Raw genomic sequence first — 22,300 nt, 5'->3', positions numbered from 1 at the left:
AAATTATTGTTAATTTATGACGATGCTTTTCTTTCTGCTTCTTCAATCAACAGTGGAGCCTTTTGCCTAATTTCTGGTACTGTGGGCAATTTGTTTAGTTTTTGTGTGATCTGCATCTTTTGTTCTTGAGGTAATTTTGCAAGGCGTCCGAGCCATTCATCAAGGCTATTTACTTGGGATTGGTTTCCCGATGTACTCATTGCTTTAATTCCAGATGTCCATTCGAGAGTGAGTACTAGGAATAGAAATAACTTCTTCATTAAAGCCTCCTTGTTATTTTTAATATAAGGAATTACGCTCATTGCTTAGATGTGTTTTTCCTTACCATGTATCGTAGCAATTGAGTATGTATGAATAAAATAGTTTTAAGCGCTGGCAACATTGCGGTAATTATTCTTTAGGAGAATCGGATGCTCAAGATATCACCAAAGCCAAACCTTCAGCTCATATATGTGTCTGATATCAAGCGCTCAACAGATTTTTATAAAAAAATTTTTAATTCTGAGCCGATATTTTCTAGCCCTCGTTACGTGGCATTCTCTGCAGGTGGCCCAGCTATATTTGCCATTTGGACTGGGGGAACAACACCAGATGCGTCAGTGCCCCGATTTTCTGAAATAGGAATTATGCTGCCATCAAGCGAAGATGTAGATCGTCTATTTGAGGAATGGCAAAAAAATCATGATATTAAAATTGTCAAAGAACCGTACACAGAAGTTTTTGGGCGTACTTTTCTCGTGAGCGATCCCGATGGCCACATTATTCGAGTGTGTCCTGCTGGTTAAAAAAGGTGATGTTTATGAATAAATTAGTTTTGAGTATTGTTGGTGTTGCAGGAATTATTGGTACTGGGTTATATGCAAAACGCCTTTTTGGAAAATCAGTTGATTACACAAATTTTAGCGCAGAAGATATCCCGACTATTTTTCCGCAAACCGTTGCTTCTTTGGATGAAATGGCCGCATACGCAATACAGAATGCGCATCAAGCGGTTGCCAGAATTTTAGCCATTCCTGATAATAAACGCACTTTTGAAAATACGATCAAAGCACTCGATCGTGCTTCTCGCTACGATTTTTCAATTCCGATGAACATCATGTATGTGGTTAAGTCTACCTACGACGACGCGGCAATGCGTGAAGCATCGCAAAAGCAACTTCTTGAGATGGCAAACATTTCTTTGGATTTATTTGACCAGAATGTGGATCTCTATCGAGCGTGCAAAGCATACTATGATGGTGCTGCTAAATCTGAAAATCTAACAACCGAAGAGCGTTATCTCCTTGATGAATTGATGAAAAGCTTTTCACGAAGTGGCCTTGATAAATCTGAAGAAATACGTAGTCAGATAAAAACTCTCAATAAAGAACTGACGGCGCTTGAGCTTGAATTTGATAAACATATAAATGAAGATAATCGCTTTATCGAAGTTTCGCGCGAAGAACTTGCGGGAATGGATGAAAAATTTATTGATCAGCTGGAAAAGACAGCGCAGGGTAATTATAAATTAACGGTCGATTATCCGATCTATTTTCCCGTTATGGATCATTGTACCGTTGCAACAACAAGAAAAAAATTATGGCGCGAATTCGTAAACCGCGCGCACCCTAAAAATAATCAGGTGCTTCAAACAATAATTCTCAAGCGGCATCAACTTGCCAATTTGCTCGGGTATCAAAGCTATGCTGCATACAATATTGATAATGAAATGGCTCAAACACCAGAGCGTGTTCAGGATTTTTTAAATGACGTTGTTCGGCGCGCGCATCAAAAAGAACAACAAGAATTTGAGCTACTTCGTTCAGATTTACCATCATCTGTAACGCTCAGTAGTAACCAGAAATTTTACCCTTGGGATCGTGCACATTGTCTTGCGACGTTCCAAAAAAAGCATTTCAATCTTGATAAGCGAGAAATAGCTCATTATTTTCCAATGGCCGAAACACTCAAAGGTTTGCTGGATATTTATCGGGCGTTCTTGGGGGTGGAATTCAAGGAATTACCGGCAACAGGTTTATGGTGCACAGATGTACAGCTGATTCAAGTATCATCAAAAGAAGATGGAAGCATATTGGGTTATTTAATCTTGGATTTGTACCCACGGCCCAATAAATATTCTCATGCGTGCGAAATAACGGTTGTGCCAACGCTCAAAAAAAATGATGGCCAGCAACCTGCGCTTGCCGTCGTTCTTGCAAATTTCCCCAAACCATCTAATGATCGGCCGTCATTGCTGGAGCATGGAGATGTTCAAACATTCTTTCATGAGTTTGGTCACGCGATTCACGAAATAATAGGATCAACCAATTTTGCCTCAACGGCGGGAACAAATGTAAAACGAGATTTTGTTGAGCTGCCATCTCAAATGCTTGAGCATTGGTTGTGGGATAAAGATATTTTGAAACAACTCAGTAAGCATTATCAAACGGGTGCGCCACTGCCCGACGAACTCATTGATGCGTTGATTGAGCAAAAGAATTTTGCAAGCGGTCATCATGTTCAGCGGCAAATTTATCTAGCAAATCTTTCTCTAAGTTTATATAATGCAGGCGCTAATGCTGATATTCAGGGACTCACAAAAAGTCTTTCAGAATCAATTCGAAAAAATATTGAATTCGACGATGAAGATAATTTTTGCAGTGCATTCGGCCATCTGACCGGGTATGGAGCACGATATTATGGCTACATGTGGTCCAACGTTTTTGCGCTCGATATGTTTTATCATATTAAAGAACGCGGACTTTTAAATCCTGAAATAGGAAAAAGATATATTCAATGCGTGATTGGTAAAGGTGGGAGCGCAGATCCAAATGAATTATTGCGCGATTTTCTAGGCCGCGAGCCAAACAGCGATGCTTTTTTTAAAGATTTAGGGTTATAGACCGGAGAGGGAAAGATGAAGAAATTATTATTAACCGCTTTAAGCATTGCGCTCATTGCAGGCTCGTATATATTTTTCAGCAAGCATGCGCAAGCGCGTACCGTCGATTATACGAATTTCACAGTCGAAGACATCCCCTATATTTTTCCAAAAACGCCCGGTGAGTTGAACAGCTTAATTAATGATTCTATGCCGAAAATGAAACAAGCAGTTGCCACAATTTTGGCGATTCCTGATAATGATCGTACTTGGGAAAATACCATTTATGCGCTGGAAAAAGCGGGCTATTTTTTTTCAATACCCTCAGCTATTGCTAGCGTTATTAAGTCGACTTCAAGTGATGAAAAAATGCGTGAAACAGCGCGGGAAAAATTGCTTGAGGTGAGCGATTTTTCTATTGATTTACTCGGGCAGAATGTAGAACTTTATAATGCTATAAAGGCGTACTACGAAGGTAATGCAAAAAAAGAGAACTTATCTAAAGATCAGCAGTACTTTCTTGATGAAATGATGAAGGACTATAAACGATCAGGTATTGATAAGCCGTTGGAAATACGTGAGCAAATAAAAAAGATTAATAAAGAGCTGAGCGAGATCTCATTGGCGTTCAGCAAAAACGTTGATGGCTCACAGCGCTCGATAGAAGTGACGCGCGAAGAGCTTGCAGGGTTGGATGATCGATTTATTGAGGGGCTAGAAAAAACTGGGGATAATACGTATAAGTTAACCACCGCTTATCCGATTTATTTTCCTGTTATTGAAAATGCTACGTTAGCTGCTACCAGAGAAAAATTATGGAGAGAGTTTGTTCAGCGTGCATATCCGGAAAATATGGAAGTGCTCAAAAAACTTATCGCTAAACGTGATGAGCTTGCAAAATTACTTGGCTATCAGACGTATGCAGCACTCAACATCGACGGAGAAATGGCAGAAACTCCTGAGCGTGCGCAAGCATTTTTAGATGATCTTGGTAAGCGTGCGCAAGTAAAAGAGGACAAGGAATTTAAACAGCTGAGTTCAGATTTACCAGAATTGGTAAAATTGAGCCCAAACAATAAATTCTATCCTTGGGATCGGGCACACGCGCAAGCTGTGTACGAAAAAAAGCATTTTAATATTGATCAGCGAAAAATTGCGGAATATTTTCCACTCGAAAGCACTATTAAGGGATTGCTAGATATTTATCGAGCATTTTTAGGGGTTGATTTTAAAGAATTGCCAGCAGGAGAGTATTGGGATCCTGAAATTAAGCTTGTTGAAGTTTCTTCAAGAGAAACTGGCGCTATTTTGGGATATTTGCTTTTAGATTTGCATCCCAGATTTAATAAATATTGCCACGCTTGCCAAATGACCGTTATACCAGGATTGATAAGCCCTGAAGGAAAACGTCAACCAGCATTGGCGGTTGTTCTTTCGAATTTTCCAAAAGCAACAGCAACCGAACCATCGCTTTTGGAACTGGATGATGTGCGGACCTTCTTTCATGAGTTTGGCCACGCGCTGCACACTATTTTGGGTGCAACTAAATTACCCTCAACATCTGGCACAAACGTAAAAACCGATTTTGTAGAAATGCCATCGCAAATGCTTGAAGAATGGCTTTGGGATCCAGCAATTCTCAAGCAACTCAGCAAGCATTATAAAACAGGGGCGCCACTACCTGATGAACTTATCAAGACGCTTGTTGAACAAAAGAATTTTTCGTCTGGTGCGGCAAACATGCGCCAAATTTATATAGCAAATCTTGCGCTAAAACTTTTTAGTTCTGGCCCGGATCCTGATATTGAGAACGTAACCAAATCTCTTTTTGAAAAAATGCGCAAATATAGCGAATATTCTCCTGACGATCATTTTGTTGCTGCATTTGGGCATTTAACCGGATACGGTGCCCGCTATTACGGCTATTTATGGTCTAAAGTATTTGCGCTCGACCTATTTAATTATATAAAAGAACGTGGGTTACTCGATTCTGAAGTTGGAAAACGTTACGTTGATAAAGTTTTAGGCAAGGGCGGCAGCGCGGATCCAAATGAATTGCTGAAAGATTTTCTCGGCCGCGAACCGAACAGTAATGCGTTCTTTAAAGATTTGGGATTATAAATAAAAAAAGAGCGTTCTTTTTTGCGAAAGGACGCTCTTTTTTCAAATGGAGGTTATTTTTTTATGAGAATAATCTCGACGGTTTTATCTTCACCGCCCATAAGAGTTTTTTTGGGATCATATTTTGGGTTTTCATAGATCGCAATAACATCACCGCCGGTCGTTCTTGTTGCTTTTCTACGGATCTGAAGATTTGGATCTTTAAGTGAAATAAAATGATAATCAATTTCGCCCAAAATTTTAGATTTTAGTTTTTCCTGTTTTGGATCTAAATAAATTTGCATACTTACTTGAGTGCCAGATTTAAGATTTGATACTTTTGTTGGCAAAATATATTGATATGCGGCAATTGAGTTTGCTTTGGCATCCAATTGTGCTTCCTGCGTTGCTTGGTTTGAAAAGCCGGTACCGAGGAATGCCGAATACTTGTTTGTCAGATCCGTAAAGAACGAATCAAGATCTTTTAAATAATTATTTCTTTCGTTTGCCATGCAATTGAACGATCCAATAAGTGCAAGTGCGAAAAATATTCGAATTTTATTCTTCATAATTATCTCCCCTAGTTTTTTTATTATTTTTAAGGAACAAAACGTACTTCAACAATTTTCCCTTGACCGCCAATCAATTTTGGCGATTGTTCAAACTTAGGATTTTGGTATTGTGCTATTACATCGCCAACTGGTGTCGTTGTTTGGCTGCGCAGCTGAATATGAGAATCTTTTTCTTTCAACTTATTAAAATGTTCATCGATCTCTTTAAGCAACTGAGTTTTAATTTCTGGTGACGAAGTATCCAGGGTTACTGTTGCCAAGAAAACTTGTGCGTCATTGATCCCATAAATGTTCCAATGGTAGGTCGCGATTTTTTCTCCACCCGTTGCCTTTTCTTTTTCTGCTTGCTTAAGCGGTATGCTTCTTTTGCATATTGAAAGGGCGTAACGATTTGAAAGCGACGAGAAAAACTCGTCCGTTTCTTTAAAATAATCGGTATCGTATTTTGCATTCAACATTAAAATACTTGAACTAAGAGCTAATAACGTAATAATTTTCTTCATCTTCCCTGCGCTTGGCCAGGTATTCCGACCGGCCTTTCTTGGTTAATAAGATAAATTGACGCGTATTCTGAACTTCCAGCAGAACTCATATAACCAGGGTTTTTATATTTATCAAGAACCGTTGAACCTGCGGGTGGGTTGCCTCTCGTTGTAAGCCCTAAAACGCCAGGGTATTTTGGCAATAAAGATCTATATGCACGGTGCAGTAAACGCAGATCGTGGCCGTATCTAAAATTGTAATCAAGCACCTCCGCTTGTGCGCGGCCAGCTTCGCTATCTGCCGCTTGAAGTGGAACTCCGGCACCAACCATTGCAGATAATTTAGTACGATAAGAGATTATCGCGAACAAAGATGCTGCCGCGAATAAAGTGACGAGTGCAATGCGCTTCATACTATCCCCTTTTTATCCCCTCTAAAACTTTATTTTCGCGGCGTTACGCTCTGAGTTTGGCCAGCGAGTGTTTTGGTTTTTTCCGCGTTTGGTACAAAATAAATATGCGCGGTTTGCTTATCAGCAGTTTGTAATATTCCTATTTGGCGACCATCTTTTGGTGTGTTATCAATAATCGATCCAGTAGTGATTACGACACCATTAATTTTTTCTAATTTTTCAAAAACTTCTTTTAAAATCGCAGAAGTTACTGGAGGATTGGTGTACACAATCACTTGTGGTAGCCAATTGTTTACCAGCATGTTGATACTTTTTTTATTAATTTTTCCGTTGTCATAATTCGGTTTATCGTATTGCGCTACCCAGGCATAATGCGATACTGTCTTGTTGTTTTCATCTTTTGTTTTCACCGTTTTTACATTTGCAATTGATGAAATTGTTTTATCGATTTCTTCAAGCACTTCATTTCTTGTGCGTTCACGCTCAATGGCGCTTAAAGAAATGTTTAATGTGCAGAGGGCTATAAAAATTATGGTTGATTGGAATACTTTAATGAGCGTTTTGTTATTCATTATTTACTCCATTGCAGATAATATTTATTTTTTCCGTACGGAGATATGAACCAACCGATTGTTTCGGCAGCGGGATTTTCCTGCTTAACTATTTTAAAATGAATGCCGTCTTGTAGTTCTTTGAGGTTGCCCCAAATAACCTGAAGAGCCGCTTCAGCTCTATCTAATTCGGTTCTTGTTATTTGGCCACCACCATTCCAACGTAGCTGTTGGTATTTGTATTTAGGATCGGTAGTTCCTATTTGCATGCTTTGGGGCGTTATAATTTGTCCTAATAACTCCCCCGAATTGTTATTAACGAATGAAAAAGAATAGCGGCCGGGAAATTGTGCTTGCGCGGCTGCAAAAAGATTGTTTACTGCATCAATCAGCTTAGTTCTTTTTTCCGCTAGCGCTTGTTCAGCTATCGATTGCTGTGCGGGTATACCAACTGGTTTAAATAATGCATGCATTGAAAGTGGCATAAGCATTAAAAGTAAAAGAGCTATTTTCTTCATACCATTTCCCCTAGAGAAAGAGGGATTCACTTGCTCGCAAACAGAAGGGCTATCTTTTATGACCTCCCGTCCTAGAGTGCTTGCATTTGAATCCCTTATTTTTCAATTAACCAACAAATGATTAAAAGTTACCTGAGCGTTGGTTGTTAATTATTTCTCTTTTTGCTAGATCAGCATCAAGCGCTTCTTTAGTTGCGCCTTTTTGCTGATTGTTAAGTTCGTCTACTTCTTGTTGAGTTAAGGGACCTTGGTAGGCTTGTGTTGGTCTAGATGCTCTTTTTGCCTTGATCAATCCCATAAGCTTACCTTTTTTCGCTTTTTCACTCGGTGCGAACTCAACTGATATCATATCTAGAGAGCTTCCAGCTTTACCTTTTTTCGAAACCGCTAGATTTTTGAACGATGCAAATTCGGTTCCTAATTGGCGAGTTCCTGCAGACTTACGTACGTTTACGAACTCTGGGTTCTCTTTTTTAAGGTCATTAAAGAACGTCTGTATCTTTTTTATAATTATTTCTTCATCTGAGCCCGGCAATGCAGATTTTCCTTGTTTAAAGCCAACTTCAACTGTTTCTAATTGAGAACCAGCTGCAGCTTTGTTAGCGTTATATTTCGGGTTTTCATACGTAGCTATAATGTTTTTAACTGGTGCTGTACCCGCGCTGCTATGAATAATAATTGTGTTTGGATGTTCTGCTTTTAGACCCTCAAAGAACGTATGTGCACGATTCAAGAAATACGTTTTGTCTCGTGGAATAATTACATTCGTTCTTGCAGGTGCTGCATCAACTAATGCGGTACCGATAACTGCGCTAAAAAGGACAAGCGCCAATAATTGTTTCTTCATTGTTTCTCCTACTTATAATTAATATTAATTGCATGTGGTATATAATATACGTCTACATTACGAGTAATATACGGTGCATCCTGCTCTCCCGCTGTTGCTCGTAAGCCGCCAAGTTTTCCATAAATGTTGTATGCGGGGCTTTCATAGGTTGCCACTTTGTATTGCGCATACGCGGTTGGATTTTGGTAGATTTTGAGCAGATTTGCTGAAATATTTGCTTTAGTGATATCAAAGCCGGACCAACCTGGAAGTGTTGAATAATCAAATTTTCTTAGGTAAATACCATGATCTTCAGATCCTAATTTGCTGAAAAAATTGTCTATGTACGTAAGTACTTCGTTGTAATTAGGATTCAGACCGGTATAGCGAATATCACCGCCGCCGCCAGCTGCAGTGAAAAATTGTGCAGGTCGCGCAACTTCTCCAATGCCACCAACTGAGTTGAGCGGTTCAACTCTTACGAGCGCGCCAAATTTTGCTGGTAATTGTTTCGTAAAGAACTCCTTTACTTGGCCGTCAACCGTAATATCTTTAGCCATTAATGGCATTGCTATTAAAAACGCCACAATTAACATGATAAATTTCTTCATGTCAATCTCCTTTTTTTATCAAAACTTTCTAATTATAGGCATAATACAATTTAATATTACAACTAATAATAATTACAAAGCAATCATTTCCCTAAATTATTTTCTATTTGAAAACCTATCGGGCGGACTATTTTTTATAGCGGTGCGAAAATTGCTGTGAAAGAAATCGTTTAATCTGCTGGTTTGTTACTTTTTTTGCTTTTATAGTCTGAAAGTAGGTTTATTGAAGGATGTTTATTAACGAAGAATTATTAAATTGGCGCTCGTCCCCGAGAGAACGCTTTCCGTTTGTATCAAGGGATGGCGCAACTTGAGTTTATAATTATTTGTAAGCGCCATTTATCCGAAGTCCACAATAAAATTATTTATAAATAGCTTTTTTTATCTTTTTTATCTATTAATGGTGCGATGAAAAATTTTGATTTCTGATGCTTCTATCAAAAACGACCCAGTTGCCGTGATATATTTCTTAATAAGAATAGGATTGTTTTTTTAATTACGCATAATACATGTATTATATTTTATAATATTACAGATAAAAATAATTAATGATTGATAAATTTTACTATTTTTTGCTAGCCATGAATTAACGCCTTAGATAAACTAGAGGGCGTGCAATTACAAGTAAGGCAAACAAATGGGAAAGCACCGTGGAATTATTCTTAAGGCGCATCTGCCAAATGTGCACAAGTGTGTTATCTTTGATCGATTGATTGGCAAATTGGATGGTACTGCTCCAAAAGGGTTGCAGAATTTGGCGCCAGGTTTTTTGATAAGTTATTATCGAACTGCTCAAGGCCCTCTTTATAAACTCGAAGAGATCGAATTAGTTGTGGTTCCGGTTTCTATGTCCCACGAAACAATCTTTTTTTTGCATCATGTACTGGAACTTTGTTACTACTTTATGCCACACGAATCGAGTAACGAATCTCTTTTTTGCTTGCTGGAATTTTTATTGCATGCTGCCGATTATATAACGTATTCTTGGTTTAAAAAAATATTTTTATTAAGATTTTTTATCAGTGTTGGAATGTATCCTGAGGACGAAATGTTGCATACTGAACGCATTCAGGAGTTGATAAACGGGCCCATCATACTCCAAGACCATATGCTTGATTCCCATACTAACCAAGCATTAACCGAGTGGTTGCGTGATTGTGTTGCGTTGCATCCTCAGAGGCATCTTTTTAAAACTTTAGCCATAGGAAGTAAATATGCGCTTTTGGAATAATCAAAAAAAAGGACGAGATGGAGCTCCCTACGCTCTGTTGATATTGGTAACGAGTGTTTCAATAATTAATGCTAGTTTATTGGATAGCCCTGCGGGAAAATTTTTCAGTGCGGGTCGCGATGAACAAGAGCAGCTTCTTGAGCATGTAAAAGGAGAAGATAAAAAGTGGAAGCCTGCAAATCAAGAGCAGCAAAAAAAGATAGCGAATCAGTTAGAGCTGACCGATCGCGCTTTGGTAGAGGTAAAGAACGCTCAGCGTGCAGCTCAAGGTAAAGATGCGGATTTCTTTAATAAAAAGATTTCATCGCTCAATGAAATCCATCAAGCTCTTTTTAACATGCAGCTTGTACGTAAAGAAATTACCGCCGATCTTGAAGCGCATATCAAAGCGCTTGAAGATCATAAAAAAGACCCAGCCTTTAAATCTTTAATTATTGAGCCGCGCGCATTTTATAATTTTGATGCACTGCGCAGTGCAAACCAAAAAGTGGTGTATCAAGAAGATGCGGTTGCTCAGCTTGCCACGCAGAAAAACGATGCGCTCGTAGAGCTTGATAACCGCAAAAAGAAAGCGGCTCTTGCGCAAAAGGAGTACCAAGAAAAGAAGCGAGCCCAAGAAGATTTTGGCAGCAAGACGGTTACTCTTTATAAAGAGTTTAATTTTGCGCAGCGTGGCGAGCTCCTTGATTTAACTGAGCGTTTTGCGAACTATGAAAAGCAGGTAGCAGACCTTAAAGTTATTGAAATGGTGCGCAAAATTTCTCTCATTAATACGAAAATTTTTCTTGAAAATGAAAAATTAAAAATATTAAAAGAGAACCTTAATAAAATAAAAGGTGCATTTCGTGTCTCCGATACGGAAGTGATTGCGGCTCGGGAAAAAATTGAAAAAAGCAAAACCGAAGCGCTCGAAGCAAAAGATAAACTGTATCAAGAAATTAAATCGCTGACTGCAGAGCGTGAACGGTTAAAAAGAGAACTTGATTTATTAAGTCGTCGCTATGCGGTGAGCGAACGGGATATTGCTTCGTGGAGTATTACCAATAAAACGCCAGAAGGGTATAGTGCGATTACTGAGATAGGCTCCAAAAACGCACAAATCCAGCTTATTGATAGAAAAATAGAATATTTGCATGCGCAGATCGATCTAGAAGACGCAAATTTTAAGCGGCAAGAGATCAGCTCCGCTATTCTTTCCATGTGGCAACAAGTAACCCAGCGTCGTTTCAAATCGAGTGACGAAATTGGAGCGTTTGTTAAACGCTTTAAGGAACAAAGTGCTGAAACGCAGCGTGAATTAGCGTTACTTAACGATAAACGAAATGCTACGACGAATTTATTGAATTTGCAAAACAAAGAAGCTGCAAATCTCAAAGCATTTATTCAAGAAGTACAAAACGAGCAAGATCTGGTTTTCAAGCGTTATCCAACGCGCTATACCGCCATTGTTGAACGTCTTGCAGATTCTGAAAAAGTAATTGCAGAGCAGATAGAAAACACGAGCAGATTGATTGAAGTTGAATCAAATCTTATTGCAACGCTTGATGAAACAAACAAAGAATTAAACTTTGTACTCGGAGAGTTGGAAGCAAAAAGTATTTGGCAGCGATCTGAATACGCGATTTCTTGGCGCGGGCTGACTAATTTCTTTCCCGATCTGAATGTTTTTTTCAAAGATGTTCAGCAGTTGGCGCAAAATGCGATGAGTAAAGTTGGGTGGAAATCGTTTGTCGCTTCGTTTACCGATTTATTGCAGCGCCCACTTTTAGTGCTGATGCTGATTGGTTGCGCATTTTTACTCGTACTTCTCTATAATTACTTGCGTCGTTTGATCGCAATCATTCGCGGATGGCTTTTGGCCGCAACGCCAATTCATAAAATTGTTTTTTATTTAGCACGTATTTCTGGGATGATTCTTTTTTGCATAGAAAAGCATTTCCTGCCGCTTTTTATATGGTCGGTGTTCTTTGTCGCTTTCTCTCAGGATTTTATTACCGATCTTTTCTTGAAGGTTATTTTTTATTTAGTTTCTATCCCATTCTTTTTGTATGTTGCCACGCGCTCAGTTCGTTTTGTTATCGGATTAAATCGTACGCAAAACTATCCGCTTTTTGGTAAGTCTTTTGAGCCTCGCTTTGCATCGGTTGCCTATATTTTTTCATACGTTTCAATTATTGTACTTTTATTTCGTGAAGCATTTATTGCGGCAACCATCCATAAATCTGAATTGCCTACGATTCTTTTAGCCACCTACTCTCTCTTTTTGCGTATTTTAGTAATTTTTGCGATTGGCAGAAAAGAGGTGGTAACGTTTATTTCGCGCCAAGGTACTATTGGTGCTTGGATCTCGAAATATATAAATACGTATTATTATTTATTGCTCGCGGCTATCGTGGGGATCATGATTATTAGTGATCCGTATGTTGGGGGTTATGGCAATTTGATCTCCTATATTTTATGGGGCGCGATCGGAACGGTTGTACTTGCAAAGCTCGTGATGATTGCAAATCTTTACATTAGACGCTTTTTATCTGCCGCCTATTTTGCAGCGGATGATGAATCGACTCATGAACGGTTTGCCTATGCAAAAACGTTGTATGGTCTTTCTGTGATTGCGCTTTTTATTGTGACGCTTTGTTTTGCAGTTGTTGTTGCAACGCGCATTTGGATGATTCCATTTTCATGGAACGATGTTTCTCAAGCACTTAATTTTCAACTTTTTGATACCGGTGTGGATAAAACAACGGGGCAACTCATTTATTTCACGCCTCTTAAATTATTCGTGGTGCTTTCATTTATCGCTGGTGGATTTGTACTCGCGCTTCTCATTAATCGATTTGTGCTCAAATTAATTTTTGATCTATTGCCGGTTGATTTGGGAGTGCAAAATACGGTTACAAGTATTTTACGCTATCTTATTATTGTTATAGCGATTTATTTTGGTTTTCAATGGGGCGGCCTTGGCACGCTACTTCTAGCAATTGGTGTTGTAATCGGTTCGATTGGTTACATTGTTAAAGAACCAATTGGTGACTTTATTTCGTATTTCATTATTTTAGTACAGCGCCCGATTCAGGTGGGCGATTATATTATGATCGATGCCGATTATGAAGGTGTGGTACGAAAAATTACCCCTCGTTCAATTATTATGCGTCGACGCGATAGTTATACGATCATCGTTCCTAATTCTATGATTTTAAGTAGGCCAATTAATAATTGGAACTATGCGCGCAATTTCATAGGGTTTGATGATATCGATTTTACGGTACCGTTCGATACCGATCCGGTAAAAGTTAAATCGTTAATTTTGCATGTTCTGGAAAATAATCCTGATGTACTCAAAAGCCCGCGCCCGGTAGTGCGCTTGAACGATTTTGATGAAAACGGTTTTAGATTCAAAGTACGCGGATTTGTGAGCGATGTGAATATTATGCGTAAATGGGATATTGCCAGTGATGTTCGATTGGGGCTGACAAAACTATTTAGAGAGCACAATATTAAGATGGCCGTGCCAACACGCGTTATTATTACTAAACAAGAAACGAACTAAATTAACTTCTGCTGCTTGTACTCAAGTGAAAGGTACAAGCAGCAGATTGGTTGAGCGTCTAGATTATCTCTAGCTATAGATATAGAAAAATGAAGAGATCTAGGAGCGAAGTGCGTTAGAGCAATTGTCCCCGTTAGCGTTTTTTGAATAATTTTTTCAAGCGCTCAGGTAATTCTAATTTTATTGCGCCGATTACGAGCATCGCAAATGCGCTGATGATGAGAATTGCATTGAACCAAGCGGTGAAAATGTTAAGTGTATAGAGTAAAAGTACGACGCCGAGGGTAAATAAAATAATACCTTGGGTAGTGGTATCCAGTTTACTGAATTTGAATTGTGCCATGGAAGTTGTCTCCTTTTTTTGACAAATAAATGACCTATAAATGTTACCATAAACAAGGCACTTGAAGCTCTGCAAGAATTTTTAATCTGCTCACATGACTTTCAGTCATGATTGTGGGGGAAAAAGAGATCTAGCTTTCTTGACGTCAATAATAATCTGGGGCGATACTGTTGATAGATCAGTTGGAATTTGTGGGGATAAAACAGGAAAAAAAATATATGAAGATATTTCTCGATACGGCTGATATAGGATTAATTCGCCAATGGGCAACAACTGGCCTTATTGATGGCGTTACCACTAATCCATCGCATTTATCAAAAGCTGGCGGTAATCCGCGGCAAACAGTGAATGAGATTTGTGCATTGCTTCCTGCTGGGGAAATTTCGGTAGAAATTACCGAAAAAGAACCAAAAAAAGTTTATGAACAAGCTCATCAAATCGCAAAATTGCATAAAAATATTCTTGTAAAAGTGCCTTGCCACAAAGATTATTATGCGGTCATCAAAAAATTAGTGGAAGATAGATTGCGTGTGAATGTAACGCTTGTTTTCACCCTTGAGCAAGCTCTTTTTATGTGCAAACTTGGCGTTGCCTATATTTCGCCGTTTATCGGAAGATGGGATGATATCGATGTACGCGGAAGCGATCTTCTTTTTGAAATTGGCGATATGCTTGATTGCTACGATTATCAAACCGGTTTGCTTGCAGCATCGCTTCGTTCTGTGCGGCATCTTCATGAAGCAATTGCGGCCGGCTCAGATGCAGCGACACTCCCTGTTGTAGTGCTAGAACAAGCGAGCAGTCATTTACTTACAGATCGCGGCATTCAACTATTTGATGCGGATTGGAAAAAGCTAAATATTGATAAGTTTCCATAAAAAAAGAGGCATCTTTTCTTAGATGCCTCATACCGTAATGATAAATTTATCGTGTAAAATATTCAATTGCTTTTTTTGTCCCAAGAGCCATTAATCCTGATACGCAGCAAACACCAAACGTTTTCAAATAAGCGTGAGAACTTACGCCAACTTGAGCGGTGTGCGATGTTACGGCGGTGGGAGTTGAATAAATATACTTATCATCATTATTTACTGAGTAAGATATATTTAAGTGTGAATCAGCTTTAAAAATATAAGGGAAGAAAGAGGTCACTCTATCTTCAGGCACCGTTAACGAGACGGGATTTTTCATTTCCTGAGCTTTAAACTGTTGTGAGTGCTCATTGTGACCGATATAGAATTGATTTGCGATTGTTGTTTTTTGTGTATTAATCTGATCTAGGGTAATAGCGCTTAAGTGTATTGGCGTTTTTTTTACATCCTGCTCGAAAGCTTGATAATTATTGCTTGCAGTACGTCTTATTTGTTCTTGTATATCTTGTGGTGCTAGGGGAGCATTTTCTTGGTTGTATTTGTTAATCAAATAAGAATAAACGTTAGTTTGAAGCCAGTTAAAGCCAACTAGAGCTGCTCCCACGCCAGTTCCTAAAGCGAATGTTGATACATCGCTGGCCGCATTAGATTTCGAGCTTATTGCTAGGTGCAACGTTAGCAGCATAAGCATTATCGCTAATTTTTTAGATTTAAACATAAATTTCTCCTCGATAACTATTGATTTTTGGTGTTATATTAACTAGTTTGCCATAATTGATTTAAATGTCAATCTGAAAAAATAAACCAAAGGGGTAATTTTTTATACATAGGTAGCAATATTGTCGAAGATAAAAAGATTGATTGGTGAACACCGGTTCTTCAGGTGAGTTGAATAAATATAATTCTAGATTTTTTTTGGATGCGATTGCGTTATTCGTGCGCCCATCCATCCGGCAAAAAAACTCAATAATGGAACCGTATAAAAAACAGGTTTTACTTGTGCGGTATGCTTTTTAATCTTTCCCAGATCGATTTTATTCTCCGAAAATAGATTTTCCGCACCTTGAATGGTGTACTCCAAAGTGAGATTATTTTCTATGTAAAACAAAAAAGGGAATTTATATTTTTTGAAGATAATTGTTGATTCAATTGTTTCGCCATTCTTTTTTTTATTTAACTCCTCTGGCTCAATTTGATTTTTAAGCGTGCTTGAAAAGATAGGGCAATATGGTTGTAAATAATCTTTTAATGAATCTTCTTTTTCCAAGATAAAAGGGATTCTTTTTTCATGAACTATTTTTTTTGAAACTTGATGCAAATAACACCATTGCACTCCTACTAAAGTGAGTGCACCGATTCCAGCTGCAGCATACAAATTTTTTTGATCAAATGACTGAATAGCATTTTGAGAAAATAATAAGAGCAATACTAAGATGCCAGAAGAATAATTCATTGTGGTCGATTTATTTTTTATTTAAAAGCGTGAATGCATAACCAGTGCCAAGGGTTATGAGTGCGGTTCCAAAGATGTAAGGATAAATGCTGCCAACTTCAACTGTATGAAAACTCGTATGAGTTTTAATTGCAAATTTTTTACCTCTCTTATCTTTTTTAACTAAATAATCGTTAGTTACTGTATGGCGAGTCGACATGAGGGTTGGAAAGTGAACTCTATCACTGATTAAGTTGTATTGAAATTGCTCTTCCACGCGAGTTTCTTCTGAAGATTTCGCGAATGGTTTGCCCATTACCGTATCATCGATCCCGTTAAACGAGAATGGACTCCAAAGCGTCGAATCGCATAAATCACCAGAGCCGTGCATCTGATTAATTTGTGCGACTTTATCAAGCACCCAATCGCGATGAAAAAGCGAGATAAGCAAGCCGGTCGCTGCCCCGACTGAAAAAAGGCTTATTGTCTTTGAGTCGATCGCATTAATGACCGGTGCACTAATAACTGATGCTGGAATGCAGTAAAGCGACATTATTAAAACTATACGCAATGTACGAATTTTCACTTTGAGGTCTCCTTAAAAGGAAGGGACCGCAATTGAGCGATCCCTTAAATAAAACTCTTAGAAAAATTATTTACCAGGAGAGCGCAGCATTTGCGATCCGATTAGTGCAAATGCGCCAACCGTAAAGAGTGCTTTTGGCAGAGATCCCACTAACGGACCAAATTGTGGCGTAAGTACGTGAATTTCGTCTTCCGAGCCATTTTTACATACAATAAATTTTGACGTTTGAACTTGCCAGGGGAAGAATGAATGATCTTTCGTGGCGCTGGTGACGCTGCCGAGAGTTGCGTAGATAGTTTTAAGTGTGTGCGATCTATCGACATTCTTATTATTTTTTTCACTTTGTATAAATTGTTTTGCTCTATGGCGCTGATATGCAGTAAATCCAATTCCAAAAACGATGCCAGCGGTGGCAGCAATTTTTTTTGCATTCGAGAAAGAATCAGCGCTAAACCCATATTGTTGCTCTGCGATCGATTCGTGTATCGGCAAAGTAAGAACCATTAAGAGCGCCGAGATGCGCATAAAGTTTTTCATAAAAATCTCTCATTAAAAATTGTTAAAGCCGATTCAGTATAGCAATCTGTAACAATTTTTAAATAAATACATGCGTTTACTAGAAACTGTTAAACAAGCGTTAGCTTTTCATTTATTTACCCATTAAACGTACCGCTTGTTGGCATAATAATCCCAATCCAATAGATGCTTGAATTAAAACCGCCGCTTTCCATCCGTTGACTTTGAATTTTGAATCGTGCAATGAAACGCGGTTTTGTCCATAATCTTCTATGGCGCTTGCATCACTGTCTTCACCCTGTGAATTTGACTTTATTAATAGTTGCGCGGGATCTTTTTCACTTACTGTAATGTATAGATTTTCAACAACAAATGGATGACATAGCGATCTTGTTATATGAGTGAGGCAACCCGGAACGAACTTGCGTTTTTCTGTTTGGATTCGTTCCACTTGAGGTTTCCAGCGGTATTCGCGGTTAGGATTTTTTGCTAATGATGCTAAGTTCTTCGCTTCAAACATTTCTTCAATTTTTTTTGGTACAGGAACTGTGCCTTTTCCTTCATGTTGTTTAATAAGGTGTTTATTTTCTGCGACTTCTTTTTTGCAAGAATAATATTTATATCCCAGATATCCTAAATAGCCCAAAGTTCCAGCACCCAATGCAATTTTTTGTGCTGTAGTTTGGTTTTCAAAATTGAGAAGTTTTGCTTGCAATGGTTGTGCAATGAGCGCAATTACCAAAAAAGCTTTAATTGTACGCATTTTTTTTCTCCTTCATTTGTTTTTCGCTATTCAAACTACATCATTTTTATTCATTATAGCGATAGAAGAATTTTTGTTTTTCCTGTTTCTCTTTTACAGATAAATTTTTCACGCATACCTTAAAAAATGCGGAAAAATAAGGTTAATAAGCACAAATGATAAAATTAATTGCGTTGTTTTAATTGCAAATAGTAAAATAATCATAAGTATACATGCGCGAAGTGCGCAAAAAAAGGAGAGTAGGATGAAGAAATTTTTGGCGATAGTGCTCGTAGCAATCATCAGCGTAATGGCTGTTGATATGCTTGATGCTCGCGGTGGTGGTGGCCACGGTGGTGGTGGCCGCGGAGGCGGTGGACGTGGCGGCGGTGGTAGAGGCATGAGTCGCGGTGGCGGTGGTAGATCAATGAGCCGTGGCGGTATGGGGCGCGGTGGCGGACGAGGTATGGCTCGCACTGGTGGAGGCCGCGGGATGGCGCGAACCGGTGGCGGACGCGGAATATCGCGAACTGGCGCTCGAGGTATGGGTCGCGGGGGGGCTCGCGGAATGGGCAGAGGAGCTGCAGGTAGAGGTGCAGGGCGTGGCGCGCGTGGAATGGGTAGAGGCAGGGGTGCTGGTCGTGGCGCACGAGGAAATCGTTCATTTGCGCATCATGGAAATCATGGCTGGCGTAACCACGGTTGGGGCAACGGCTGGTGGGGCGGCTGGGGCTGGGGTTGGGGCCTTTCTCCATGGGCATGGGGATGGGGCGCAGGACTTCTCGGTTTAGGCGCATTAGCACTTTGGTATGATTACGCAATTCCTCAACAAGCGGTTAGTGTTGTGTACAACGATTACTATCCATATTGGGGATACGATTTAGTTGATGAAGAAATAGAGCCAGGAATGGATCCAATGGCGTTGGATCAGCTTGCACAAGATAAAAAATGGGATGACGTTCAAACACAATTGAAAAAACTTCGTGATGATTATGGTCAGCATATGGATGCTTTACATACTCAATATGATGCAATTGCAGATAAAAACAGTGCGCAAGCGCAAAAACTCAAAGGCCAAATAGATAAGCTTGATGACCGAATTTCAAAAGTACAATTGCACTTATCAGGTTTACAAAAAAATATGCCTGCTGATATATCAAGCCAAATAGATCAGAGTGGCATGATGAATGTATCGCAGCCGGCACAAAGAGATAATCCAGCAATGACGATCAAGCAACCCGTAGCAACAACAAGCGGTAGAGCATATTAAAAGAACACACTCTACTCCATCATAAGGGCGAGGCGGGACACTCCACTCGCCCTTCTTTTTACCCCAGAAAAACTTGATCAAGTTTTTCCAGGGACCCCAGTATTTAAAAGAGAGATTTGATTTGTTATTAATTTTTTCTAATTGGCGGTAGAGCGTATTCTAGATACACTGAAATTATATTCGTACATAACCGTACTGGAATAATGCATGCTCGAAGATCAGAGACAATTAAAAATTCTTTTTGTTTCAAATAATTTTAAGCCGTATAGCGGCGGTGTTGTGAGTGCGCTTACAATATTAATTGAAGAATTGATGGGGCGAGGCCATGAAGTTCGGCTCATAACGCTCGATTTTGGTGTTCCATGCAAAGATGAATCGTATGTGATCAGAATTCCATCGGCGATCACTTTCTTACACAAAGGCAATCATATGGCGGTTCCCTGGAGAATTAACGCCTTTATGAAAAAGCTGATAGCAGAATTTCGCCCCGATATAATCCACGTGCATCATCCGTTTCTCTTGGGGGATGTTGCGCAACAATTAGCTTATAAAAATAAGATACCGCTTATATTTACTTATCACACGCAATACGAAGAGTATGCGCATTACGTACCACTTCTACCGCAACCGGTAACGACAAAAACTATCACCTATTTAGTGCAGCGTTTTTGTGCGCGTACCGATCTTCTTATTGCGCCCAGTTCGTCTATAAAAAAACAATTGGAAGATGTCGGCATTAGAAAATCGATCACCGTTATTCCGACTCCAATAAGGGATCATTTCTTTTCAAGCGAGCATGTAAAAAACAATAAAAGGTTTCGAATGCTCACAGTTTCTCGATTTGTTACTGAAAAAAATTTATTTTTCTTGCTCGATACAATGCGATTGCTTGATATCAATAAATTTGAATTAACCTTGATAGGCTACGGATCTTTGTATAATGAATTGCAAAAATATGCATACGGATTTTGTAAATTTAGTCCAAATGAAGTGCGATTTATAGAAAAGCCGGCGCAAGAAATTCTTTCGCATGAATATCGCTCAGCAGATGCGTTTATATTTGCATCAAAAACAGAAACGCAGGGCCTCGTGCTAGCAGAAGCGATGGCAAATGGGTTGCCGGTTATTGCGGTTGATGCTCCCGGCTCGCGCGATATTGTACAATCGATGGTTAATGGATTTTTAGTTGCAAATATCGATGAAATGAAAACAAAACTAGAAACCTTAGCGTCCGATAACCATTTGCATCAAAAACTATCGCAAGGAGCAGTTCAAACTGCACAAAATTATCGTGCAGAAAAATGCATTGCTCAGCTTATTGAGCACTATCATCATGTGTTAAAAGGGAACGAATAGCGCCAACTCCAACGGCAACCGCTTGGGGTGCACGCAAAATGGTAGATGTGAGTTTAGTACAAAAAGCGTTATGTTTTTTGAGTGTTTCTTTTTCAGCTAAAGAAAGATCTGCCTCAGGCCCAAACATTAAACGCAAATGGGTGTGCTTTTGCCCATGCAATGTTTTTATCGTTTGAGAAAGGTGCTCTCCTTGGGCGTCAAAAAAAATAAACGGTTCTTTTTTTGTGCTTTGCAAAAGTTCATTGAACGCTTTTGGCGCTTTGAGACCAGCAAGCGTAAAATGTTTTGCTTGCTCAGATGCAGCGATAATAATTTTTTCTAATCGCTCTTGTTCTTTTGCACCGCCCCATGCCCGCTGCGTTTTTTCGGTTATCATTAATTGGATTTCATTTGCTCCACATTCCACAGCATTGTATATCGCTTCTTCGAGCGCTTCTCGCTTTAAGACGGGAATAAGCACCGTAATCGTTGGGGTGAGTTGAATGTTTTCTTGAGTATCTAAAACTTGTACGGTAATGGAATGTTTATCTACAGCGGTAAGTATAACGATGCTACGAAGTTCTTTATCAAATAAGATAAATTCATCATTCTTTTCAAAGCGAAGAACGCGAACAACTCGATGAATCATCAATTCATCGGTAATGATGAATGAAGATTTTGCATGCCGCTGTGCATGGGGATAATAAAGAGCAAAAAAATGTTTATCGGTTGTAATTTTTTTCATATGAACGATTTGGCGAAAAATAAGCTTTTACATTGTTGAGAGAGCTATCCAGAAAATCAGCTAATAAATAATAATGGTAAAGTGCGAGCGCGTATGCTTGCCGAGCATAATCGGTATAGGTAGCTCCGCTGCGTTTAATAACTGCCGGAATTTCATCCGGATACGCTTCAAATTCTGAGTATGGGGCTTGGATTTGTCCAGTGCCCGTGCCGGTTTCGGTTGGCTCTGGATCTTCAGGGTCTTGAGCGGCATTTGTTGATTGGCTTTGCATAGCAAGAGTCACTGCATCATCAATTAAAGAAGCGATAGTTTCCAACGATACAATGATCGCGTCTTCAAATTCCAAAGAATTATCAAGAGAAACCGCTATATTCGCTGTATTTTTGGAAAATTCTATAGAAAGAATGATCTGATTGGATTCATTATCGGATCGGTGCGTTAGGCGATTGCATGTATTTTCCCGAGGTGAACGAGCATAGAAATCCCACAATGCACAACTTGTTGAGCATTGCTCACGCGCAATGTTAACGCTTTCTGTGTTTAATGCATTAGGCTCAAGTACGCAGATGCATGGTTCTTGCGTTGCACGATCTTTAAGGCGAATAATACAAATGTTATCGCGATCCAGTTCATCGAACTCCATCACATCGTTTGCAGCGCATGCGGTAAAAAAAGATAAAGCAATAAACAAGAGGTGCATCATCGTATATCCTTCCACAGTTTATTATTTCAAAATTGGCTTGAA

Annotated in this window: 24 protein-coding genes; 8 read left to right on the top strand and 16 right to left on the bottom strand. The window is 39.2% G+C overall.

Features of this window, described 5'->3' with window-relative positions; all coding sequences use genetic code 11:
* Nucleotides 1-14 precede the first annotated feature (14 nt).
* Nucleotides 15-260, bottom strand: coding sequence for a hypothetical protein (locus VHO47_04665; protein ID HEX2978384.1), 246 nt, complete (start codon nucleotides 258-260; stop codon nucleotides 15-17).
* 150 nt (nucleotides 261-410) lie between these two features.
* Between VHO47_04665 and VHO47_04660 the strand changes: the two genes are divergently transcribed.
* From VHO47_04660 to VHO47_04650, 3 genes are read left to right on the top strand one after another with little or no spacing between them, the layout of a single operon-like run.
* Nucleotides 411-785 carry a VOC family protein gene (locus VHO47_04660; protein HEX2978383.1) on the top strand — a complete coding sequence of 125 codons (375 nt, stop codon included), beginning with the start codon at nucleotides 411-413 and terminating at the stop codon, nucleotides 783-785.
* A 14-nt stretch (nucleotides 786-799) separates the two neighbouring features.
* Entirely contained in the window at nucleotides 800-2,881 is a 2,082-nt protein-coding gene (locus VHO47_04655) for a M3 family metallopeptidase (GenBank protein HEX2978382.1), read from the top strand.
* A 15-nt stretch (nucleotides 2,882-2,896) separates the two neighbouring features.
* Nucleotides 2,897-4,981 (top strand): M3 family metallopeptidase, encoded by a 2,085-nt coding sequence (locus VHO47_04650; GenBank protein HEX2978381.1) that lies wholly within the window; start codon nucleotides 2,897-2,899, stop codon nucleotides 4,979-4,981.
* Between the two features lie 53 nt (nucleotides 4,982-5,034).
* On the opposite strand, the gene VHO47_04645 is transcribed toward VHO47_04650, so the two are convergent.
* The 7 genes from VHO47_04645 to VHO47_04615 form a co-directional block, all read right to left on the bottom strand.
* Nucleotides 5,035-5,529, bottom strand: coding sequence for a hypothetical protein (locus tag VHO47_04645; GenBank protein ID HEX2978380.1), 495 nt, complete (start codon nucleotides 5,527-5,529; stop codon nucleotides 5,035-5,037).
* Between the two features lie 29 nt (nucleotides 5,530-5,558).
* Nucleotides 5,559-6,035 carry a hypothetical protein gene (locus VHO47_04640; protein HEX2978379.1) on the bottom strand — a complete coding sequence of 159 codons (477 nt, stop codon included), beginning with the start codon at nucleotides 6,033-6,035 and terminating at the stop codon, nucleotides 5,559-5,561.
* A complete protein-coding gene (locus VHO47_04635) occupies nucleotides 6,032-6,427 on the bottom strand; it encodes a hypothetical protein (GenBank protein ID HEX2978378.1) in 396 nt (131 codons plus the stop codon). Before VHO47_04635 ends, VHO47_04640 begins: the two co-directional genes overlap by 4 nt.
* Nucleotides 6,428-6,456: 29 nt before the next feature.
* On the bottom strand, nucleotides 6,457-6,999 hold the full coding sequence (locus VHO47_04630; protein ID HEX2978377.1) for a hypothetical protein: 543 nt from the start codon (nucleotides 6,997-6,999) through the stop codon (nucleotides 6,457-6,459).
* Complete coding sequence (locus VHO47_04625; GenBank protein HEX2978376.1) at nucleotides 6,999-7,496, bottom strand: hypothetical protein; 498 nt, start codon at nucleotides 7,494-7,496, stop codon at nucleotides 6,999-7,001. Before VHO47_04625 ends, VHO47_04630 begins: the two co-directional genes overlap by 1 nt.
* 121 nt (nucleotides 7,497-7,617) lie before the next feature.
* Nucleotides 7,618-8,343, bottom strand: coding sequence for a hypothetical protein (locus tag VHO47_04620; protein ID HEX2978375.1), 726 nt, complete (start codon nucleotides 8,341-8,343; stop codon nucleotides 7,618-7,620).
* 8 nt (nucleotides 8,344-8,351) lie between these two features.
* Nucleotides 8,352-8,933, bottom strand: coding sequence for a hypothetical protein (locus tag VHO47_04615; protein HEX2978374.1), 582 nt, complete (start codon nucleotides 8,931-8,933; stop codon nucleotides 8,352-8,354).
* A 637-nt stretch (nucleotides 8,934-9,570) separates the two neighbouring features.
* Between VHO47_04615 and VHO47_04610 the strand changes: the two genes are divergently transcribed.
* Both VHO47_04610 and VHO47_04605 read left to right on the top strand, forming a co-directional pair.
* Nucleotides 9,571-10,164 carry a hypothetical protein gene (locus VHO47_04610; protein HEX2978373.1) on the top strand — a complete coding sequence of 198 codons (594 nt, stop codon included), beginning with the start codon at nucleotides 9,571-9,573 and terminating at the stop codon, nucleotides 10,162-10,164.
* Complete coding sequence (locus tag VHO47_04605) at nucleotides 10,148-13,714, top strand: mechanosensitive ion channel domain-containing protein (protein HEX2978372.1); 3,567 nt, start codon at nucleotides 10,148-10,150, stop codon at nucleotides 13,712-13,714. The genes VHO47_04610 and VHO47_04605 overlap by 17 nt, the downstream gene beginning before the upstream one ends.
* A gap of 133 nt (nucleotides 13,715-13,847) precedes the next feature.
* Here the strand turns inward: VHO47_04605 and VHO47_04600 are convergent, their stop codons facing one another.
* Nucleotides 13,848-14,057 (bottom strand): hypothetical protein, encoded by a 210-nt coding sequence (locus VHO47_04600; protein HEX2978371.1) that lies wholly within the window; start codon nucleotides 14,055-14,057, stop codon nucleotides 13,848-13,850.
* A 218-nt stretch (nucleotides 14,058-14,275) separates the two neighbouring features.
* On the opposite strand from VHO47_04600, the gene VHO47_04595 reads away from it, so the two are divergent.
* Complete coding sequence (locus VHO47_04595; protein ID HEX2978370.1) at nucleotides 14,276-14,935, top strand: transaldolase family protein; 660 nt, start codon at nucleotides 14,276-14,278, stop codon at nucleotides 14,933-14,935.
* A 46-nt stretch (nucleotides 14,936-14,981) separates the two neighbouring features.
* Here VHO47_04595 and VHO47_04590 read toward each other — a convergent pair whose 3' ends face one another.
* The 5 genes from VHO47_04590 to VHO47_04570 form a co-directional block, all read right to left on the bottom strand.
* The gene (locus VHO47_04590; protein HEX2978369.1) at nucleotides 14,982-15,647 is read right to left on the bottom strand and encodes a hypothetical protein; all 666 of its coding nucleotides are present in this window, start codon (nucleotides 15,645-15,647) and stop codon (nucleotides 14,982-14,984) included.
* A 186-nt stretch (nucleotides 15,648-15,833) separates the two neighbouring features.
* Nucleotides 15,834-16,382, bottom strand: coding sequence for a hypothetical protein (locus VHO47_04585; GenBank protein ID HEX2978368.1), 549 nt, complete (start codon nucleotides 16,380-16,382; stop codon nucleotides 15,834-15,836).
* A gap of 10 nt (nucleotides 16,383-16,392) precedes the next feature.
* Nucleotides 16,393-16,947 (bottom strand): hypothetical protein, encoded by a 555-nt coding sequence (locus VHO47_04580; protein ID HEX2978367.1) that lies wholly within the window; start codon nucleotides 16,945-16,947, stop codon nucleotides 16,393-16,395.
* A 66-nt stretch (nucleotides 16,948-17,013) separates the two neighbouring features.
* Nucleotides 17,014-17,484 (bottom strand): hypothetical protein, encoded by a 471-nt coding sequence (locus VHO47_04575; protein ID HEX2978366.1) that lies wholly within the window; start codon nucleotides 17,482-17,484, stop codon nucleotides 17,014-17,016.
* Between the two features lie 112 nt (nucleotides 17,485-17,596).
* Nucleotides 17,597-18,226, bottom strand: a complete 630-nt coding sequence (locus VHO47_04570) for a hypothetical protein (protein ID HEX2978365.1) — start codon at nucleotides 18,224-18,226, stop codon at nucleotides 17,597-17,599.
* A 244-nt stretch (nucleotides 18,227-18,470) separates the two neighbouring features.
* On the opposite strand from VHO47_04570, the gene VHO47_04565 reads away from it, so the two are divergent.
* Nucleotides 18,471-19,475 carry a hypothetical protein gene (locus VHO47_04565; GenBank protein HEX2978364.1) on the top strand — a complete coding sequence of 335 codons (1,005 nt, stop codon included), beginning with the start codon at nucleotides 18,471-18,473 and terminating at the stop codon, nucleotides 19,473-19,475.
* Nucleotides 19,476-19,682: 207 nt separating this feature from the next.
* On the top strand, nucleotides 19,683-20,831 hold the full coding sequence (locus tag VHO47_04560) for a glycosyltransferase (GenBank protein ID HEX2978363.1): 1,149 nt from the start codon (nucleotides 19,683-19,685) through the stop codon (nucleotides 20,829-20,831).
* Here VHO47_04560 and VHO47_04555 read toward each other — a convergent pair.
* Together VHO47_04555 and VHO47_04550 are read right to left on the bottom strand one after the other, a co-directional pair.
* Nucleotides 20,791-21,555 (bottom strand): RsmE family RNA methyltransferase, encoded by a 765-nt coding sequence (locus VHO47_04555; GenBank protein ID HEX2978362.1) that lies wholly within the window; start codon nucleotides 21,553-21,555, stop codon nucleotides 20,791-20,793. The genes VHO47_04560 and VHO47_04555 overlap by 41 nt on opposite strands.
* Nucleotides 21,533-22,258, bottom strand: a complete 726-nt coding sequence (locus tag VHO47_04550) for a hypothetical protein (GenBank protein ID HEX2978361.1) — start codon at nucleotides 22,256-22,258, stop codon at nucleotides 21,533-21,535. The genes VHO47_04555 and VHO47_04550 overlap by 23 nt, the downstream gene beginning before the upstream one ends.
* Nucleotides 22,259-22,300: the final 42 nt, after the last annotated feature.

Source organism: Candidatus Babeliales bacterium, assembly GCA_036260945.1.
Lineage (GTDB): Bacteria > Babelota > Babeliae > Babelales > JACPOV01 > JACPOV01.
Note: the sequence above shows the minus strand (reverse complement) of the source record. Positions and strands in the feature narration are given on the sequence as shown.

Excerpts from the sequence above, each read along its gene's own strand:
- VHO47_04665 (HEX2978384.1), bottom strand. The coding sequence starts at position 260 with ATGAAGAAGTTATTTCTATTCCTAGTACTCACTCTCGAATGGACATCT.
- VHO47_04660 (HEX2978383.1), top strand. The coding sequence starts at position 411 with ATGCTCAAGATATCACCAAAGCCAAACCTTCAGCTCATATATGTGTCT.
- VHO47_04655 (HEX2978382.1), top strand. The coding sequence starts at position 800 with ATGAATAAATTAGTTTTGAGTATTGTTGGTGTTGCAGGAATTATTGGT.
- VHO47_04650 (HEX2978381.1), top strand. The coding sequence starts at position 2,897 with ATGAAGAAATTATTATTAACCGCTTTAAGCATTGCGCTCATTGCAGGC.
- VHO47_04645 (HEX2978380.1), bottom strand. The coding sequence starts at position 5,529 with ATGAAGAATAAAATTCGAATATTTTTCGCACTTGCACTTATTGGATCG.
- VHO47_04640 (HEX2978379.1), bottom strand. The coding sequence starts at position 6,035 with ATGAAGAAAATTATTACGTTATTAGCTCTTAGTTCAAGTATTTTAATG.
- VHO47_04635 (HEX2978378.1), bottom strand. The coding sequence starts at position 6,427 with ATGAAGCGCATTGCACTCGTCACTTTATTCGCGGCAGCATCTTTGTTC.
- VHO47_04630 (HEX2978377.1), bottom strand. The coding sequence starts at position 6,999 with ATGAATAACAAAACGCTCATTAAAGTATTCCAATCAACCATAATTTTT.
- VHO47_04625 (HEX2978376.1), bottom strand. The coding sequence starts at position 7,496 with ATGAAGAAAATAGCTCTTTTACTTTTAATGCTTATGCCACTTTCAATG.
- VHO47_04620 (HEX2978375.1), bottom strand. The coding sequence starts at position 8,343 with ATGAAGAAACAATTATTGGCGCTTGTCCTTTTTAGCGCAGTTATCGGT.
- VHO47_04615 (HEX2978374.1), bottom strand. The coding sequence starts at position 8,933 with ATGAAGAAATTTATCATGTTAATTGTGGCGTTTTTAATAGCAATGCCA.
- VHO47_04610 (HEX2978373.1), top strand. The coding sequence starts at position 9,571 with ATGGGAAAGCACCGTGGAATTATTCTTAAGGCGCATCTGCCAAATGTG.
- VHO47_04605 (HEX2978372.1), top strand. The coding sequence starts at position 10,148 with ATGCGCTTTTGGAATAATCAAAAAAAAGGACGAGATGGAGCTCCCTAC.
- VHO47_04600 (HEX2978371.1), bottom strand. The coding sequence starts at position 14,057 with ATGGCACAATTCAAATTCAGTAAACTGGATACCACTACCCAAGGTATT.
- VHO47_04595 (HEX2978370.1), top strand. The coding sequence starts at position 14,276 with ATGAAGATATTTCTCGATACGGCTGATATAGGATTAATTCGCCAATGG.
- VHO47_04590 (HEX2978369.1), bottom strand. The coding sequence starts at position 15,647 with ATGTTTAAATCTAAAAAATTAGCGATAATGCTTATGCTGCTAACGTTG.
- VHO47_04585 (HEX2978368.1), bottom strand. The coding sequence starts at position 16,382 with ATGAATTATTCTTCTGGCATCTTAGTATTGCTCTTATTATTTTCTCAA.
- VHO47_04575 (HEX2978366.1), bottom strand. The coding sequence starts at position 17,484 with ATGAAAAACTTTATGCGCATCTCGGCGCTCTTAATGGTTCTTACTTTG.
- VHO47_04570 (HEX2978365.1), bottom strand. The coding sequence starts at position 18,226 with ATGCGTACAATTAAAGCTTTTTTGGTAATTGCGCTCATTGCACAACCA.
- VHO47_04565 (HEX2978364.1), top strand. The coding sequence starts at position 18,471 with ATGAAGAAATTTTTGGCGATAGTGCTCGTAGCAATCATCAGCGTAATG.
- VHO47_04560 (HEX2978363.1), top strand. The coding sequence starts at position 19,683 with ATGCTCGAAGATCAGAGACAATTAAAAATTCTTTTTGTTTCAAATAAT.
- VHO47_04555 (HEX2978362.1), bottom strand. The coding sequence starts at position 21,555 with ATGAAAAAAATTACAACCGATAAACATTTTTTTGCTCTTTATTATCCC.
- VHO47_04550 (HEX2978361.1), bottom strand. The coding sequence starts at position 22,258 with ATGATGCACCTCTTGTTTATTGCTTTATCTTTTTTTACCGCATGCGCT.